Origin of the sequence: Pseudomonas jinjuensis (genome assembly GCF_900103845.1) — a bacterium.
Lineage (GTDB): Bacteria > Pseudomonadota > Gammaproteobacteria > Pseudomonadales > Pseudomonadaceae > Pseudomonas > Pseudomonas jinjuensis.
Window position 1 is genome coordinate 167,022 of record NZ_FNIJ01000007.1, and the last position, 17,983, is coordinate 185,004.

Consider the following 17,983-nt stretch of genomic DNA (forward strand, 5'->3'; position numbering starts at 1 on the left):
GTGTGCTGTTTTAGCCTGTGGGGGTGATTAAGTGAATCGTTTCAGCAGGCCGTTGGGCGGAAAGTGGGTGGGCGAGGGCTTCGGTCGTCGGGGAGTCGTAGGAGCGGGCCATGCCCGCGACCGGTCGCGCCCGGGTGCGCTCCTACAGGTAGGGCGAATAACCGTTCGCGGTTATCCGCCGTCCTGAAACGGCGGATGACGCTGGCGCGCCATGCGCCCTACCAGAGCTGTCTCAGATCACCAGCGACAGCAGCAGGATGAAGATCAGGCCGACCACCGAGAGGATGGTTTCCATGGCGGTCCAGGTCTTGAAGGTCTCGGCCACGCTCATGTTGAAGTACTGCTTCACCAGCCAGAACCCGGCGTCGTTGACGTGGGAGAGGATCAGCGAGCCGGCGCCGGTGGCGAGCACCAGCAGTTCGCGGTTGACCCCCGGGATCAGGTCGATCACCGGCACCACGATGCCCGCGCCGGTGATGGTGGCGACGGTGGCCGAGCCGGTGGCGATGCGGATCACCGCGGCGACCAGCCAGGCCAGCAGGATCGGCGATATCTGCGCGTTCACCGCCAGGTGACCGATCACGTCGCCCACGCCGCTGGCGACCAGCATCTGTTTGAAGCCGCCGCCGGCGCCGATGATCATGACGATGGCGGCGGTCGGCGCGAGGCTCTGGTCGAGCAGCCTGAGCACGCTCTTCGAGTCGAAGCCGCGGGCGTAGCCGAAGGTATACAGGGCCAGCAGCAGGGCCAGCAGCAGGGCGGTGATCGGGTGGCCGATCATGTCCAGCCAGGCGCGGACGATGTGCTCCGCGGGCAGCACCACGTCGGCGAAGGTCTTCAGCAGCATCAGGAACACCGGCAGCAGCACGGTCAGCAGGGTCACGCCGAAGCTCGGCAGGTCGCGGGCCTCGGGGTCATGGGCGAGCTGTTCCATCAACTCTTCCGAGGGCTGGCCGGGGATGTATTTGGCGATCAGCGCGCCGAACAGCGGGCCGGCGATGGCCGCGGTGGGCAGGGCGACGATCAGGCCGTAGAGGATGGTCTTGCCGATGTCCGCGCCGAACACGCCGATCGCCAGCAGCGGGCCGGGGTGCGGCGGCACCAGGCCGTGCACCGCCGAGAGGCCGGCGAGCAGCGGGATGCCGATCTTGATCAGCGACACGCCGCTGCGCTTGGCGACGATGAACACCAGCGGGATCAGCAGGATGAAGCCGATTTCGAAGAACAGCGGGATGCCGACCAGGAAGGCCGCCAGCATCATCGCCCAGTGCACGCGCTCCTTGCCGAAGGCCTGGATCAGGGTGCGGGCGATCTGATCGGCGCCGCCGGACTCGGCCATCATCTTGCCGAGCATGGTGCCCAGGGCAAGGATGATGCCGACGAAGCCGAGCACGCCGCCGAAGCCGTCCTGGAACGACTTGACGATCTTTTCCACCGGCATCCCGGAGGTCAGGCCGAGGAAGCCGGCGGCGATGATCAGGGCGATGAAGGGGTGGAACCTGAAGCGGGTGATCAGCAGGATCAGGCCGAGGATGGTGACCACGGCGTCCAGCAGCAGGTAGGTGTCGTGAGACATGCCGAGCATGGCGATCTCCTGTTGTCTTTGTTTTCGAGGAGCTTGTCGGGATAGCGCTATCTTTGGCAGGCGAAGCGCAAGCGGGTCATTCGAATCCGTGCATCCGCCACCAGGCGTTGGCGGAACGCGCCAGGCTTTCCACTTCGATGGTGGCGTCCAGGCGCAGGGTCAGGGGTTCGTCATGGGGTGGTTCGAGGGCGGCGAACTGGCTTTCGATCAGCGTAGCCGGCATGAAATGCCCCGGCCGCCGGGCCACGCGCTGGGCGGCGAGGTCGCGCGGCAGTTCGAGGAACACCACGCCGAGGCCGGGCACCGCGCGGCGCAGGCGCTCGCGGTAGCTGCGCTTCAGGGCGGAGCAGGTCAGCACCGGCTGCAGGCCGGCGTCCAGCGCCTTCTGCAGTTCGCTGCACAGGGTATCGAGCCAGCCGGCGCGGTCCTCGTCGTTCAGCGGGATGCCGGCGCTCATCTTGCGGATGTTCTCGGCAGGGTGGAATGCATCGCCCTCGATGATGAAGGCGCCGCTCTGCCGGCAGATCGCCTCGGCCACGCTGGATTTGCCGCAACCGGCGACACCCATGACCACGAGCGCATTGATGGTGGGGAGCATAGGATGCCTCTGCAGGGAGACAGCGCTATCTTTGACGGGGGAGAAATGCTGCACGGACTGCCTCCGCATTCTTGTGATTCTAGTGGATCGCCACTGGGGCGGTGCGACGGGAAGGAAATCGTCCACGGCGGGTGCAGGCAATTGCCGCCGTTTCGAGACAGCGCTACCTTAGTGCCTCGACTTTGGTTTGACAAGACAGGTTTGGCAAGCAGGCCGATGAACGCGAACAGGAATGACAAGAGCACCCGGACCACCGGGCGGCCGACCCTCAACGAAGTGGCGCGCCGCGCCGGCGTCAGCCCGATCACCGCGTCCCGCGCGCTGCGCGGCGTCGCCAGCGTGGCCGAGGAACTGGCGGAAAAGGTCCGCCAGGCGGCCAGCGATCTCGGCTACGTGGCCAACCCGGCGGCGCGCGCGCTGGCCTCGGCGCAGAGCCATGCGGTGGTGGTGCTGGTGCCGTCGCTGTCCAACCAGCTGTTCGTCGACACCCTCGAAGCCATCCACCGGGTACTGCGCCCGCAGGGCCTGGAAGTGCTGATCGGCAACTTCCACTACTCCCGCGACGAAGAGGAAAACCTGGTCCGCAACTACCTCGCCTATTCCCCGCGCGGCCTGCTGCTCACCGGCTTCGAGCGCACCGAGAGCGCGCGGCGGATGATCGAGGCCAGCGGCATTCCCTGCGTCTACATGATGGACCTGGACCATGGCGCCGGCCTGCACTGCGTGGGCTTCTCGCAGCTGCGCGCCGGCGAGGCGGCGGCCGAGCACCTGCTGTCGCGCGGGCGCCGCCGGCTGGCCTTCGTCGGCGCGCAGCTGGACCAGCGCACCCTGCTGCGCGGCGAGGGCTTCCGCCGCGCGCTGCAGAAGGCCGGCTGCTACGACCCGGCGCTGGAAGTGCTGACGCCGCGGCCGTCCTCGGTCGGCCTGGGCGGGGAAATCTTCATCCAGCTGCTGGCCAGCCAGCCGCAGGTCGACGGCATCTTCTTCGGCAACGACGACCTGGCCCACGGCGCGCTGCTGGAAGCCATGCGCCGCGGCGTGAAGATTCCCGAGCAGATCGCCGTGCTCGGCTTCAACGACCTGCCCAGCTCGGAATTCATGGTGCCGCGGCTGAGCAGCATCCGCACGCCGCGCGAGGCCATCGGCCGCCGCGCCGCCGAGCAGCTGCTGGCGCTGATCAACGGCCGCGAGGTCAGCGAGCCGGTGCTGGACATGGGCTTCGAGCTGATGGTGCGGGAAAGCACCTGAGCCGGCCGCGGCGACCGTCCGTCGGCTCGCCGCTGTTGGCTTGTTCCCACGGGCCGCGGGTGGTAACAGCGCCGCGCGGACTGCCCGTCACGATGTGCGGGGCCTCCCCCGCAGGCCCATGGCAGAGGCCATGGCGGGCGTTACCTTCGGTAGCGTGCGGCTTTCGTGCAATGCCCGCCGATTCCGACTGCGAATCATGAATAATCGCCGCCCCGCGTGCGTCCCACGCATCCGCGGTCAGCAATTCGTAGTTCCGATTCGGAGTGAGCATGACAAGAACAACAATGCGCGCCGCGTTCCGGCCGCATCTGCTCGGTGCGGCCATCGCCCTTGGCATCGGCGCGCCGGCCCAGGCCATCGATTTCAGCATCGGCGAACTCGAGGGAAGTTTCGATTCCACGCTCTCGGTGGGCGCCAGCTGGGCGGTGCGCGGCGCCGATCCGTCGTTCATCTCGCCGAACAACGTGCTGGGCAAACGTGGCGAGTCGGCCACCACCACGGTCGACGACGGCCGCCTCAACTTCAAGAAGGGCGAGACCTTCTCGAAGATCTTCAAGGGCATCCACGACCTGGAGCTGAAATACGGCGACGGCGGCGCCTTCGTGCGCGGCAAGTACTGGTACGACTTCGAGCTGAAGGACGAGCACCGGCTGTTCTACGACATCGACGACAGCGGCCGCGACCGGGCAGCGAAATCGTCCGGCGCGATCTTCCTCGACAGCTTCGTCTACTACAACTACAGCCTCGGCGACCTGCCGGGCAACGTGCGCCTGGGCAAGCAGGTGGTGAGCTGGGGCGAAAGCACCTTCATCCAGAACAGCATCAACGCCATCAACCCGGTGGACGTCGCCGCGCTGCGCCGCCCGGGCTCCGAGGTCAAGGAAGGGCTGATCCCGGTGAACATGTTCTACCTGTCCCAGGGCCTCTCCGAGAACCTCACCGCCGAGGCCTTCTACCAGCTGGAATGGGAGAAATCGGTCGTCGACAACTGCGGCACCTTCTTCGGCGTCGACGGCGTGGCCCAGGGCTGCAACGACCGCCTGGTGGCGGCCGGCCCGGACCTGGCGCCCGGCGATCCGCGCGCCAATCTGGACAACGCCTTCATCCCGCGCCTGAAGGACGACGATGCCCGCGACAGCGGCCAGTACGGCCTGGCCCTGCGCTGGTTCGTGCCGGAGCTGAACGACACCGAGTTCGGCGCCTACTACCTGAACTACCACAGCCGCAATCCGCTGCTGAACACCATCGCCACCACCGGCGGCAGCGGCCTGGACGCGGTGCGCAATTCCCGCTACTTCATCGACTACCCCGAGGACATCCGCCTCTACGGCCTGAGCTTCCAGACCACGGTGAGTGGCGCTTCGCTGGGTGGCGAGATCAGCTACCGGCCGAACCAGCCGCTGCAGCTGTCCTCGCCGGACTTCCTCTCCGCCGCCCTGGGCCGTCCGACGCCGCTGCTCACCACCGGCTTCGAGACCTTCGAGCCGGGCCAGGAAATGACCGCCTACAAGCGCATGCCGGTGCTGCAGGCGCAGATGACCGCGACCGAGTTCTTCGATCAGGTCTGGGGCGCCGACCGCCTGACCCTGGTCGGCGAGGTGGGCTACAACCGCATCAACGGCCTCGGCGACGCCGACGGCAGCGACCTGCGCTTCGGCCGCAGCCCGGTCTACGGCGCCGGTCCGACGCCGGGCGTCGCCTGCGTGCCCAGCGTCCCGCAGCAGGAATGCAGCGGCCACGGCTTCTACACCACTGACTCCTGGGGCTACCGCGCCCGCGGCAGGCTCGACTACAGCAACGTGATCGCCGGCATCAACCTGTCGCCGACCCTCGCCTGGTCGCACGACGTGGACGGCTGGGGACCGAACTTCGAGGAAGGCGCCAAGGCGGTCAGCCTCGGCGTCGAGGCCGAATACCTGAACACCTACACCGCCAGCCTCAGCTACACCGATTTCTTCGGCGGTGACTTCAACACCCAGGTCGATCGCGATTTCGTCGCGCTCAGCCTGGGCGTGAGTTTCTGACGCGCTCGCGCGGCGGCCGGCTGGACCGGCGGCCGCCCGCCGCCCGCGGATTATCCCCGCCGCGGTGCTTCAGATTCCCCGCCCGGCGCCGATAAGCGATAAGGACCCTGCCCGGAATGGCGGGCTAACATACTTTGCGTGCGTCGCCCGAAGCTGAACAACAACAATGCGTTTCCGCCGCCGGCTTGCCTGGGCGGCACCAGCAGGAGATGGACCCTGACTATCCAGTTCTTCGCTGTGATCAAGGAAGGAACGCCATGAACAGCAGCCCTGAAGACCCCGCACTCGCCCAGGGAACAGAGCAGCGCCAGCGTCTCGGGCTGGTGCTCTACGCGACGCTCTGCCTGGTGCTGGTGCTGCTGATCGGCCTGAGTGGCTGGGGCATCTACCGCGACTACCAGGCCAGCTCCGGCGAGGTGCGCAAGAACATCTCCGCCCTGTCGCGGGCCCTCGAAGGCTATATCAGCGCCCTGCTGGAGCAGAGCCACGAGAGCATCCGCACGCTGGCGGCGGACCTCAGCGGCGGACGCCTGGCGCCGCCGGACGACGCCGAGATCCAGCGCGATCTGCTGGCGGCCATGCGCTACGACCCGGTGTCCTCCTACCTGTTCGTGCTGCACGACGACCGCCTGCATGCCATCGATACCCACGGCCGGCCGGCTGCCGACGAACTGGGCAGCCTGGTCGCGCAGCTGGAACGGCCGGTCGGTCCCGGGCCGGTGTTCGGTACGGCCATGCGCGTGCCCGGCCGCGCCAACTACCTGCTGCCGCTGCTGATCGGCCGCGACGACGGGCAGGGCGGCGAACACATCTACGGCGCGCTGGTCGACACCGACCGCATCGGCCGGCTGCTCAAGCGCCTCGGCCTGCAGGAGCAGATGAACGCCGGCATGGTCGACGACCACGGCATCGTGCTCTACCGCGTCCCGCAGACGCTGGAGTTCGTCGGCAAGTCGTTGCCCGCCGGGTCGCCGATCCGCCCGCTGTTCGGGCAGATGCAGCCGGCGATAGTCGAAGGCATCAGCATCGACGGGCGGGACACGCTGTTCGCGGTGACGCCTTCGGTCAGCTTCCCGATCCTCGCGGTGGTCGGCGAGACCATGGCCAGCTACCAGCAGCCCTGGCTGCGGCGCACCCTCTACAGCGCCGTGGTGCTGCTGCTCAGCCTGCTGGTCACCGGGCTGGCGGCCTGGCAGCTGCGCCGGCTGATCCTGCAGCTCGGCAACAACGGCCAGTTCTACCGGCAACTGTTCACCGACATCAACGACGGCCTGCTGCTGGTCGGCGAGGACTGCTGCATCCGCGCGGCCAACCGGCGCGCGGCGGAACTCTTCGGCGTCCTGGCGCCGGCCAGGCTACACGGCCGTGCCCCCTGGGAACTGTCGCCGGCGCACCAGCCCGACGGGCGGGATTCGAAGCAGTCCGCCTGGGCCAGCCTGCGCGCCATGTTCGCCGGGGTGGCGGGCGACCACGAGGCGGAATGGCGCTTCCTGCGCTGCGACAACGGCCAGCCGTTCGACTGCGAGGTCCGGGTGGCGCTGTTCCACTGGCAGCAGCGGCCGATGGTGGTGCTGGTGATGAACGACGTCACCGAGCGCAAGCGCTACATCGCCGAGCAGGAGTACTTCGCCAACCACGACTCGCTGACCGGCCTGCCCAACCGCTACTGGCTGATGCGCCACATCGAGCAGCGCATCTCCAGCAGTCCCGGCGCGCGCTTCGCCGTGCTGCTGCTGGACATGAACCGCTTCAAGGAAGTGAACGACACCCTCGGCCACCAGCACGGCGACCTGGTGCTGCAGGAGGTCGGCGAACGGCTGGCGGGCTGGCTGAACTTCCGCAACGCGCAGATCGCCCGCCTGGGCGGCGACGAGATGGCCATCGTCACCGCCGACCTGCCCGACGAGTCGCCGATCACCTCGCTCTGCGAGGGCATCGGCCAGGTCCTCAGCCAGCCCCTGTCGGCCGGCGGCATACCGCTGGAACTGTCGGCCAGCATCGGCGTGGCCTACTACCCGAAGCACGGCTCCAGCCCCGGCGACCTGCTGCGCTGCGCGGACATCGCCATGTACCAGGCCAAGCACAGCCGGCGCAATTTCCTCCTCTACCATCCCGGCGTCGACCACTACACTCCCGAGCGGCTGGCGCTGCACACCCGGCTCGGCCGGGCGATCCGCGAGGGCGACCTGCAACTGCACTACCAGCCCAAGGTGCGCCTGGCCGACCGCGAACTGGTCGGCTTCGAGGCGCTGCTGCGCTGGGAACACGCCGAACTGGGCGCGATTCCGCCCGCCGAGTTCATCCCGCTGGCCGAATCCACCGAGCTGATCCATCCGCTGACCCAGTGGGTGCTCGACGAGGCGCTGCGCCAGTGGCGCAGCTGGGAGGACAACGGGCTGGGCATCTGCATCGCCATCAACATCAGCGCCAACAACCTGCGCAACCCGCATTTCACCGCCGAGCTGCAGGCGGCGCTGGAGCGGCACCGGGTGCCGGCCGGGATGATCGAGCTGGAAGTCACCGAGGGCACCCTGCTGGAGGACCCGGAAATGGCCCTGCGCAGCCTGCAGGAAATCCGCGACCTGGGGGTGACGCTGTCGATCGACGACTTCGGCACCGGCTATTCGTCCCTGGCCTACCTCAAGCGCCTGCCGGTGCAGGTGCTGAAGATCGACCGCACCTTCGTCTCGGTCATGGCGAGCAGCCCGTCCGACGCGATGATCGTGCAGTCCACCGTCAGCCTCGGGCACAACTTCGGCATGCAGGTGGTCGCCGAAGGAGTGGAGGATGCCGCCACCGTGGAGACGCTGCTGCGCCTGGGCTGCGACATCGGCCAGGGCTATCACTTCGGCCGGCCGATGCCGGCGGAGCAGGTGATCGCCTGGCGCCTGCAGCGCCAGCTGGAGCGCCTGGACATCGAGTGAACGCCCGCGCCGACGAATGGCCGCGGGCGAGGCACTAAACTGCTGAAAGGGCGCCGCGATCGCATCGGCGCCGGGCGGGGAGCTGGAGCCTCCCCCATGCAGGCCGGCTGCGCCGGTTTCATGGGGATCATGAGCCGACGTGCAGCAGGAGGTGCCTCATGACCATGGCAACCCGTTTGCAGAACAGCCTGACGCAGCACCATTCCGCCTTCGACGTGGTGCCGCATTCACTCTCCATGACCACCCGCGAGGCCGCGCGCCGCGCCGGCATTCCGCCGCAGCAGATGGCCAAGCCGGTGATCCTCGACGACTTCCAGGGCAACTGGCTGATGGCGGTGATCCCCGCCAGCCGCCAGGTGGACCTGCAGAAGGTCCGCAAGCTCACCCACCGCCACTGGCGGCTCGCCCGCGAAGGCGAGTTCGGCGAGCGCTTCACCGATTGCGAGCTGGGCGCGATTCCCGCGGTGGGTAGCGCCTACGGCCTGGAAACCCTCATCGACCAGTCCCTGGTGGAACAGCCGGACATCTATTTCGAAGCCGGCGACCACACCGAACTGGTGCACATGAGCGGCAAGCAGTACCTGGACCTGATGCCGGACGCGCGGCAGGGACGCTTCTGCGAATGACGCCGGGGTAGGGGGAGGGCGGAGCGGCCGCCCTTTCCAGCCCGCATGACCGGCCGGCTTTCCCGCCTGCCGGAAGGGGTTCCCTCGGCCTGCGAGCGGACGCCTTCCGGCTCGACCTGACCCGACTTTCTCCGCTGTCGACCGGGACCTGCCCTGCATTCCCTGCACCGCCCTCGGCGCGGGGTCGCTGTTTTCGCCGGACCTATACTCGACAGGCGGAGGTCCAATTTCTGGATCTTCCGTTGGCTTGGAACCGGCCGGACAGGGCCGGTGGGCAGCTGTGCCGTTATGAGCCGTATCAGGTATGTGGCCGCAACCTCTTCGCTGGTGGCCGGATGGCCGTTCCGGAGCGCGGCGATGTGGATGCTGCGCGTCCTGCTGATCGTTCTGCTGGTGGCGCTGGCGGCCTGCGCCGGCCGCGAGCCGGCTGCCGAGGCGCCACCTCCGGCGCCGCCCAGCGAGTACAGCTGGCGGCAGATCGACCAGGAAATCGTCGGGGCGTCCGAGGCCGCGCAGGTCCAGGCCGAGGAATTCGCCCAGGCCTCCATGGACCGCTGGATGGACCTCGTCTACCAGCGCACCGACTCGCATTTCGTCCCCTGGTTTTCCGGCTACTGGACGCAGCAGTGGCTGTCGATGAAGGTCGGCTGGTACCGGCTCGACTCCGACGGCGAGAAGGAGCAGGTGGTGCAGCGTCTCGCGCAGTACCTGCAGGAGCAGTACCGCAAGCGCGTGCTCGACCCGGTCGCCAGGACCACCAGCCCCGAGGCGATCATGCAGCAGGCGACCCGCACCTACGTGCAGCTGCTCGGCCAGCACCTCGCGGAAATCCCCCCGCGCCACGGCGTGCCGGCGGCGCTGTTCGACCGTCGGCTGCAGGAGATTCCGGCGATCCTTCCGGCCGCGCCCGGCAGTCCGCGCGCGTCGCTGTACCAGATCACCCACACCGACCCGGTGACCCGCCTGCCGGCCTATGCCGCGCTGATCCAGGGCATCCGCCAGGCTGGCGACGAGAACGGCGTGGGCAACGCCCATGCCGGCATCTCCAGCGTGGCGGCGGACGCCAGCGCCCGGCTGGAAGCCGAACTGGTCACCGGCGGCGTCGCCAGCGTCGTCGGCATGGCCATCGGCCGGGTGGCGGGCTCCCTGCTGTCCCTCGGCGCCAGCGGCTTCACCGCCATCGCCCGGGAAAACGCCCGGCCGAAACTGGAAGCCCAGCTGCGCCAGAACCTCAACGCCGCCTTCGACGAGCAATGGCTGGAGCTGATGCGCAACTCCTCCAGCGGCGTGCTGGCGGGAGTGCATTCGCTGGCTGGGCAGATCGAGAGCGGGGTGGCGGCGACGGCGGGGCGGGATGCCGGATTCTGACCCTCTCTCTGGTTTGGGCGAATCCTGACCAGCGCCATTCGCAGAAGCACCGCGCCGTTTCTCCAGACCTTCGACTGACGGCAGCCCGTTCATCTGCTCCCGGGCCGCAACCAGGCTGGACAGGAAAGGTCCGCCGCTACTGCGAGTGTCGCTTCAGCGGCGCGCCACGCGACTCACACGGAAATGCAGACGACCGCTGCCAGCCGCCATCAGGCCGAACGCTGGCGCCGCGGGCGACTCCCGGCGGAAGTGGCGTCGGCCTTGAGCGATTCGTGGGCCAGCACGGTGCGGGTGGTCTGCTGGTAGTGCCCGGTGAGCAGGGCGCAGGCGCCGTCGATGTCCTTGGCCAGCGCCGCTTCGAGCAGGCGGCGGTGTTCGCCGGGAACGTCGCGTTCCTCGTTGCCGGCGTAGCGCACGGCGAGCATGCGATAGCGCGCGGTCTGGTCGCGCAGGGTCTTGGCGAAGCGCAGCAGCCAGGGCGAGCCGCAACTGGCCAGCAGCGCGGTATGGAACTCCTCGTGGGCCTGTTCCCATTCCGGCTTGAGGATGCGCTCCGGTCCCTCGACCACCGGCAGGCGGTCGAGGCGGTGGTGCGCGGCGAGCAGGCGGCTTTCCCATTCGACGTCGCCATTGGCGATGGACAGCGCCAGCGCCTTGCATTCGATGAGCAGGCGGGTCTCGGTGATGTCGCGGATTTCCTCGGCGGAGATCGAGCCGACGCTGAAGCCCTTCTGGTCGGCGGACGAGACGAAGCCGATGGCCGCCAGGCGTGACAGCGCCTCGCGCAGCGGAATCACCCCGGCATCGTAGAACTCGGCCAGCTCCTTGAGACGCAGCTTGCTGCCGGGAGCCAGGCGGCCGTTGATGATGTCCTCGCGCACCCGGATTTCCAGCTGCGAAGCCATGGTGCGCTTGTCGGCGCCGTCGAGCGCTTCCGTCCAGCGTTCAGGTTGGTTCATGGGCTATTACCCCAGGTGCAGGTCGTTTTCACGGAATCATACACGCGACGTCGTTTCGTAGAAAATCTCAAAAAAATATATTTTTCAGTTGACGATATATTTTTAGGAGCTTAGTTTTGTTCCCACGCCGTCCTGCCTGACGGGTATCGCCACAACACAACAAGAGGTCCGGATCCATGCGCTACGTGTATTTCAACCATCAAGGCCGCGCCGTGCTGGGCGTGCGTACCGCCGAAGGCGTCAGGGTGCTGGGTGAGGAAACCCTGGAAGCGCTGCTGGCGCGCGGCGTGGACCTCACCACCTACGGCGCCCGGGCCAGCGGGCCGGTGGTGGAGATCGGCGAGCAGGACTACCTGCCTCTGATGCGCCGCCCGACCAAGATCGTCTGCGTCGGCCTCAACTACGCCGACCACACCAAGGAATCGCCCTACGCGCAGCCGGACTACCCGACCCTGTTCCCGCGCTTCAACAGCAGTCTCACCGCGCACAACCAGCCGCTGGTCCGCCCGCGCGTCTCCGACACCCTCGACTACGAGGGCGAGATGGCCGTGGTGCTGAAGAGCGGCGGCCGTCACATTGCGAAGGACAAGGCGCTGGACTGCGTGGCCGGCTACGCGCTGTTCAACGAGGGCTCGGTGCGCGACTACCAGTTCAAGTCGCCGCAGTGGACCGTCGGCAAGAACTTCGACGACACCGGAGCCTTCGGTCCGGACCTGGTGACTGCCGACGAGCTTCCCGCCGGCGGCAAGGGCCTGCTGCTGCAGACCCGGGTCAACGGCGAGGTGGTGCAGTCGGCCAATACCGAGGACATGCTGTTCGACGTGGCGACCATCATTTCCACCCTGAGCGAGGCGGTGACCCTGGAAGCCGGCGACGTGATCGTCAGCGGCACCCCGGCCGGAGTCGGTTTCGGCAAGGACCCGAAGGTCTACCTGAAGGCCGGCGATGTGGTGGAAGTGTCCATCGAGGGCATCGGCACGCTGGTCAACCCGGTGGTCGACGAGGCCTGACCGACAACAGGCCACGCCCGCCGTGGCGTGGCGCTACAACAAGAAGGCGGCCCGACGCAGGCCGCGAGACAAAGTTGGAGGATTCGCCATGACCTTGTCCGACAAGGCATTGGACGGTTCGCCCCGCCCGCTCGGGGTCCACTCCCTGGACCACTTCAGCCTGGACGTACCCTGCCTGGAGACCGCCCGGGACTTCTACGCCAGCTTCGGCCTGGATGCTCGCGTGGAAGGCGACGCCCTGGTGCTGCGCTGCTTCGGCGACGGGCATGCCTGGGCCCGGCTGTACCAGGGGCCGAAGAAGCGGCTGCGGCAGATCGCCTTCGGCGCCTGGCGCGAGGACCTCGGCGCATTGCGCGAGCGGGTGGAAGCGGAAGGCATCGCGGTGACGCCGGCGGAAGAGGGCATCGACGGCTTCCGCTTCGTCGATCCGGACGGCAACCAGGTCGAGGTGCGGGTCGCGGCCAAGGTCACTCCGGACTGCAAGTCCGACGTGCACTTCGAAAGCGTCGCCGGCGGCGAGCGCGGTTCGCCCTACCGCCGCCATGCCGCGCAGGTCCAGCCGCGGCGGCTGTCGCACATCATGCTGTTCACCCCGGACCTGCCGCGCGCCGTCGACTTCTATGGGCGGGCGCTGGGCATCCGCCTGTCCGACCGTTCCGAAGACATCGTCGCCTTCATGCACACGGTGCATGGCGCCGACCACCACACCGTCGCCTTCGCCCAGTCGTCCCATCGCGGCTTCCACCACTGCAGCTGGGACGTCGCCTCGCTCAACGAGGTGGGCCTCGGCGCCATGCGCATGGTCGAGAAGGGCTGGAAGGACGGCTGGGGCTTCGGCCGGCATGTGCTCGGTTCCAACTACTTCTACTACGTGCGCGACCCCTGGGGCAGCTACAGCGAGTACTCCTGCGACATCGACTACGTCCCCGCCGGCGTCGAGTGGCAGGCCGGCAACCACCCGCCGGAAGACTCGCTGTACCTCTGGGGACCCGACGTTCCCGCCGAGTTCATCGTCAACCACGAAGAACCCTGAAGCGGCCCGTTACAAGAACAAGATTGCGGAGCAAGACCATGAACCAGCCCGAAACCATCGAAGTCCCGGTACTGATCGTCGGCGGCGGCCCCGCCGGCCTGAGCGCGTCGCTGCTGCTGTCGCGCTACGGCATCCGGAACCTCTTGATCAACAAGTACCGCTGGACCGCCAACAGCCCGCGGGCGCACATCACCAACCAGCGCACCATGGAAGTGTTCCGCGACGCCGGCGTCGAGGAGCAGGTGCGCGCCGTCGCCAGTCCCCATGAACTGATGGCCAACAACGTCTGGGCCACCAGCTTCGCCGGCGACGAGCTCGGCCGCCTGCTCACCTGGGGCAATGCCATCGAGCGCAAGTCCGACTACGAGAAGGCCAGCCCCTCGGCCATGTGCAACATTCCCCAGCACATCCTCGAACCGGTGATCGCCAACGCCGCGCTGCGCGCCGGCAGCGAGATGCGCTTCAACAACGAACTGCTGGACTTCACCCAGGACGAGGATGGCGTCACCGCGCGCGTCCTCGACCGTGGCACCCAGCGTGAATACTTCGTGCGCGCGCAGTACATGATCGGCGCGGACGGCGCGCGCAGCCGGGTGATGGAACAGCTCGGCATTCCCCTCGAAGGCCAGATGGGCCTGGGCTGCGCGGTCAACGTCTGGCTGCGCGCCGACCTGCGCCGCTACTGCGAGAGCCGTCCCGGCGTCCTCTACTGGATGGTGCAGCCGGGCAACGACTACTGGGTCGGCAGCGGCACCTTCATCTGCGTGCGGCCGTGGGACGAGTGGGTGATGCTGTTCATGTACGACCCGGCGCAGGGCGAGCCCGACCTCAGCGAGGCGGCGGTGATCGAGCGCGCGCGGCGGGTGATCGGCGACGCCGACATTCCCGTGGAAGTGCTGGCCACCAGCAAGTGGCAGATCAACCACGTGGTCGCCAACCGCTATTCCCTGGGCCGTGTGTTCTGCGCCGGCGACGCGGTGCACCGGCATCCGCCGGCCAACGGCCTGGGCACCAACACCTCGGTGCAGGACGTCTACAACCTGGCCTGGAAACTCGCCATGGTGCTGCGCGGCGAAGCCGGCGCGGAACTGCTGGAAACCTACAGCGCCGAGCGCCAGCCGGTGGGGCGGCAGGTGGTCGACCGCGCCATGGAGAGCGTCGGCAACATGCTGCCGATCTCCAGCGCGCTGGGCTTCAAGCCGGGCCAGAGCGAGGAGGAGGGCTGGGCCAGCCTCGCCGAGCTGCGCGCCGACAGCGCCGCCGGCCGCGAACGCCGCGCCGCGCTGAACGAGGCCATCCAGCTGCAGAACTACCAGTTCAACTGCCACGGCGTCGAACTCGGCCAGCGCTACCGCAGCGCGGCGGTGCTCGGCGACGGCAGCGAGGAACCGGCCTACGAGCGTGACCGCGAACTCTACTACCAGCCCACCACCTGGCCGGGCGCGCACCTGCCGCATGCCTGGCTGCACGACGCGCAGGGCCGCCAGCTGTCGACCCTGGACATCTGCGGCAACGGCCGCCTGACCCTGCTCACCGGCCACGGCGGCGAAGCCTGGGTGCGCGCGGCCAACGCAGCGGCCCGCGAGCTGGGCATCGAGCTGCAGGTGCGGCGCATCGGCCTCGGCCTCGACTACGCCGACAGCTACGGCGACTGGGCGCGCCAGCGCGAGATCGGCGAAGACGGCTGCCTGCTGGTGCGGCCGGACAACCATGTGGCCTGGCGTTCGTCGCAGCGCCACGACGACTGCGAGCAGGCGCTGCTCGAAGCGCTCAGGGCGCTGCTCGCCCGCCACTGATCCCCTGACCCCACAAGAGTCTCCCGGGCCTGTCCAGGGCCCGGGCCGGGACTCTGCACGCCTGCGAAACGGCTCGCGCATCCCGCGGCGAGCCGCAATGACAACAAGAAAAAAGAGGCAGCAATGTTGAACATCAGGTTGAAACCACTGGTGGCGGTTTCCTGCGTCCTCGCGTCGCTGGGCGCGAACGGCGAACCCGCGGAACGCGGCGAAGGTTCATTGGTCCGCGGGCTGTTCGGACCGACGCTGGAAGAGGACTACGGCATCCGCATCTCCGGCCTGCTCGATGTCGGCTACGTACGCAACAACCGCTCGACCCACGACGAGCGCAAGGACGGCCTGAGCAACCTGCCGCTCACCGGCTATTCGGACGAGGGATTCGAGCTGGCCTCCGTGCACCTGTTCGTCGACAAGGCGCTGAAGTCCAACGTCATCCCGCGCATCACGCCGTTGCCCGGCCCGCGCCCCGACGACTTCTCCTTCGGCTTCAGCATGGAGACCCTCTACGGGCGCAACGCCCAGTTCGCCCGCACCTTCGGCTGGGACATGCACTGGCCGGCGAACTCCCCCGGCGACGACGATCCGGATCACGCCAAGCGGCACAAGGAAAAGTTCGTCGCCACGCCCAACCTGTTCGCCTCCGCCTACCTGCCGTATGCCACCGGCATCAGCCTGATCGCCGGCATCTTCGGCCCCGCCGTGGGCTACGAGATCCCGCCGAACATCCGCGAGGCGCGCAACCCCTTCGCCAGCAAGACCTACGCCTTCGTCACCGAGCCGAGCACAGTATCCGGCGCGCTGGCCAGCACCCGGCTGCTCAACGGCGACAGCGGCATCCTCGGCGCCGAGCTGGGCCTGGTGCAGGGCTGGAACAACCTGCGCGACAACAACCATGGCAAGTCGGTGCTCGGCGCGCTGCGCTGGCGCACGGCGGACATGCAGACCTGGATCGACTACGAGTTCATGGTCGGCGACGAGGAGAACCACGACACCGACGACGTCCAGGCGCCCACCGCGCGGCTGATCTCGCCCCACGGCCAACTGCGCCAGCAGCACTCGCTGAACGCCTGGCACACCATCGACGCGCGCTGGTCGATGGGCGCGGAACTGGTCTACGGCCGGCAGTCCGGCGACGGCAAGGCGGAGACCGTCGACATCGTCAACGGGCCGGGCTTCGACGGCGCGTCCTGGTGGGGCATGAACGGCGTGCTGACCTACCAGTACCGCACCGACCTGTCCTTCTCGGTGCGCGGCGAGCACTTCCGCGACCGCGACGGCTTCGTGCTGTTCCCCACCAGCAGCGCCCGCGGCGACTTCAACGCCATCACCGCCGGTTTCCGCTACGACGTCACGCCCAACCTCAGCCTGCGCCCGGAGCTTCGCTACGACTGGTTCGAGCCGCTGGAGCACGACCGCGTCTATGGCAACGGCCGCGACCGCACCCAACTGACCGGCATGGTCGAAGCGCTCCTCTATTTCTGAGACGCACAGTCATCCACCCAGGCCCGCAAGGGCGGAGAACCACGATGAACGACAACAAGAAATGGGATTCTCGATACGAATGGAAAGCCGTGGCGCTGCTGGCGCTGGGCTTCGGGCTGGTCGGCCTGGACCGCTTCATCATCCTGCCGCTGTACCCGGCGATGATGCGCGACCTGGCGCTGGACTATCAGGACCTTGGCAATATCTCCGCCGTGCTGGCGCTCGCCTGGGGCATCTCCTCGATCTTCATGGGGCGCCTCTCCGACCGCATCGGCCGGCGCAAGGTGATCATTCCCTCGGTGGTGCTGTTCTCCCTGCTCGCCGGGTTCTCCGGGCTGGCCAGCGGCGTCGGCGCGCTGCTGCTGATCCGCGCGGTGATGGGCGTGGCCGAGGGCGCCTTCACCCCGACCTCCATCGCCGCCACCGCCGAGGCTTCGCACCCTTCGCGGCTGGGCATGAACATCGGCATCCAGCAGGCATTCTTCCCGCTGCTCGGCCTGGGGCTGGCGCCGATCATTGCCACCCAGCTGCTGCTGGTGGTGCCGTCCTGGCGCTGGGTGTTCGTCATCGTCTGCATTCCCGGTCTGCTGCTGGCGTGGATCATGTACCGCGTGCTGCGGGAAACCCGTCCGCAGCCGGTGGAAGGGCAGGCCGCTGGCGGTTCCAGCGGCGACTGGCTGGCGGCGCTGAAGTACCGCAACGTGCTGCTGAACATCCTCGGCATGTTCTGCATGCTCACCTGCCTGTTCGTCAGCTCGGTGATGCTGCCGAACTACCTGACCGACTACCTGCACATGGGCATGCAGCAGATGGGCTTCGTCATGTCGGCGATCGGCTTCGGCGGCTTCTGCGGAATGATCGTCATGCCGACCCTGTCCGACCGCCTCGGGCGCAAGCCGGTGGCGCTGCTCTCGTGCCTCGCCACGGCGGTGGCGCTGTTCCTGATGATCCGCACCGGCGCGGAGCCGGCGAAGCTGTTCGCGCTGCTGTTCGTCACCACCTTCTTCAACTTCAGCATGATCTGCATGATCGTCGGCCCGCTGACCAGCGAGTCGGTCCCGGCGGCGCTGACCTCCACGGCGACCGGGGTGGTGGTGGGCATCGGCGAGGTCTTCGGCGGCGGCGCCGCACCGGCGCTGGCCGGCTACATCGCCCAGCACTTCGGCATCCAGCACACCCTGTTCCTCGCCCTTGGCGGTGCGGTCGCGGGTCTGCTGGTGGCGCTGGCGCTGCGCGAGACGGCGCCGCGCAGCCTGCGTTCGCGCCCGGAGCGGGTGGTCGACGCCGCCTGAGGTGGAGAAATTCGCTCCCCTGCGGGGAGTCGACAGGA

At 68.0% G+C, this 17,983-nt stretch carries 13 protein-coding genes; 10 read left to right on the forward strand and 3 right to left on the reverse strand.

The features are described from left to right. Positions 1-232 precede the first annotated feature (232 nt). A complete protein-coding gene (locus BLR75_RS12035) occupies positions 233-1,585 on the reverse strand; it encodes a GntP family permease (RefSeq protein WP_084312499.1) in 1,353 nt (450 codons plus the stop codon). Between the two features lie 76 nt (positions 1,586-1,661). Beyond that, positions 1,662-2,183 carry a gluconokinase gene (locus tag BLR75_RS12040; RefSeq protein ID WP_084312501.1) on the reverse strand — a complete coding sequence of 174 codons (522 nt, stop codon included), beginning with the start codon at positions 2,181-2,183 and terminating at the stop codon, positions 1,662-1,664. Positions 2,184-2,399: 216 nt separating this feature from the next. Here BLR75_RS12040 and gntR point away from each other — a divergent pair, with 216 nt between their 5' ends. The 5 genes from gntR (at position 2,400) to BLR75_RS12065 (ending at position 10,373) form a co-directional block, all read left to right on the forward strand. Continuing rightward, complete coding sequence (gene gntR, locus BLR75_RS12045) at positions 2,400-3,431, forward strand: HTH-type transcriptional regulator GntR (protein WP_084312503.1); 1,032 nt, start codon at positions 2,400-2,402, stop codon at positions 3,429-3,431. A gap of 269 nt (positions 3,432-3,700) precedes the next feature. Continuing rightward, complete coding sequence (locus tag BLR75_RS12050; RefSeq protein ID WP_084312505.1) at positions 3,701-5,455, forward strand: DUF1302 domain-containing protein; 1,755 nt, start codon at positions 3,701-3,703, stop codon at positions 5,453-5,455. Positions 5,456-5,712: 257 nt separating this feature from the next. After that, complete coding sequence (locus BLR75_RS12055; protein WP_084312507.1) at positions 5,713-8,379, forward strand: bifunctional diguanylate cyclase/phosphodiesterase; 2,667 nt, start codon at positions 5,713-5,715, stop codon at positions 8,377-8,379. Between the two features lie 158 nt (positions 8,380-8,537). Then, entirely contained in the window at positions 8,538-9,005 is a 468-nt protein-coding gene (locus BLR75_RS12060) for an aminoacyl-tRNA deacylase (RefSeq protein WP_084312509.1), read from the forward strand. Between the two features lie 357 nt (positions 9,006-9,362). Further along, on the forward strand, positions 9,363-10,373 hold the full coding sequence (locus BLR75_RS12065) for a hypothetical protein (RefSeq protein ID WP_084312511.1): 1,011 nt from the start codon (positions 9,363-9,365) through the stop codon (positions 10,371-10,373). A gap of 209 nt (positions 10,374-10,582) precedes the next feature. On the opposite strand, the gene BLR75_RS12070 is transcribed toward BLR75_RS12065, so the two are convergent. Continuing rightward, the gene (locus BLR75_RS12070) at positions 10,583-11,332 is read right to left on the reverse strand and encodes a GntR family transcriptional regulator (protein WP_245726135.1); all 750 of its coding nucleotides are present in this window, start codon (positions 11,330-11,332) and stop codon (positions 10,583-10,585) included. A 176-nt stretch (positions 11,333-11,508) separates the two neighbouring features. Between BLR75_RS12070 and BLR75_RS12075 the strand changes: the two genes are divergently transcribed. From BLR75_RS12075 to BLR75_RS12095, 5 genes are all read left to right on the forward strand, one after another. Then, positions 11,509-12,342, forward strand: coding sequence for a fumarylacetoacetate hydrolase family protein (locus BLR75_RS12075; RefSeq protein ID WP_084312513.1), 834 nt, complete (start codon positions 11,509-11,511; stop codon positions 12,340-12,342). A gap of 88 nt (positions 12,343-12,430) precedes the next feature. Then, positions 12,431-13,375, forward strand: coding sequence for a VOC family protein (locus BLR75_RS12080; protein WP_084312515.1), 945 nt, complete (start codon positions 12,431-12,433; stop codon positions 13,373-13,375). A gap of 38 nt (positions 13,376-13,413) precedes the next feature. Beyond that, positions 13,414-15,171 carry an FAD-dependent monooxygenase gene (locus BLR75_RS12085; protein ID WP_084312517.1) on the forward strand — a complete coding sequence of 586 codons (1,758 nt, stop codon included), beginning with the start codon at positions 13,414-13,416 and terminating at the stop codon, positions 15,169-15,171. Between the two features lie 123 nt (positions 15,172-15,294). Further along, positions 15,295-16,653 (forward strand): outer membrane beta-barrel protein, encoded by a 1,359-nt coding sequence (locus BLR75_RS12090; protein WP_084312519.1) that lies wholly within the window; start codon positions 15,295-15,297, stop codon positions 16,651-16,653. A 44-nt stretch (positions 16,654-16,697) separates the two neighbouring features. Then, positions 16,698-17,945, forward strand: coding sequence for an MFS transporter (locus BLR75_RS12095; RefSeq protein ID WP_084312521.1), 1,248 nt, complete (start codon positions 16,698-16,700; stop codon positions 17,943-17,945). Positions 17,946-17,983 lie beyond the last annotated feature (38 nt).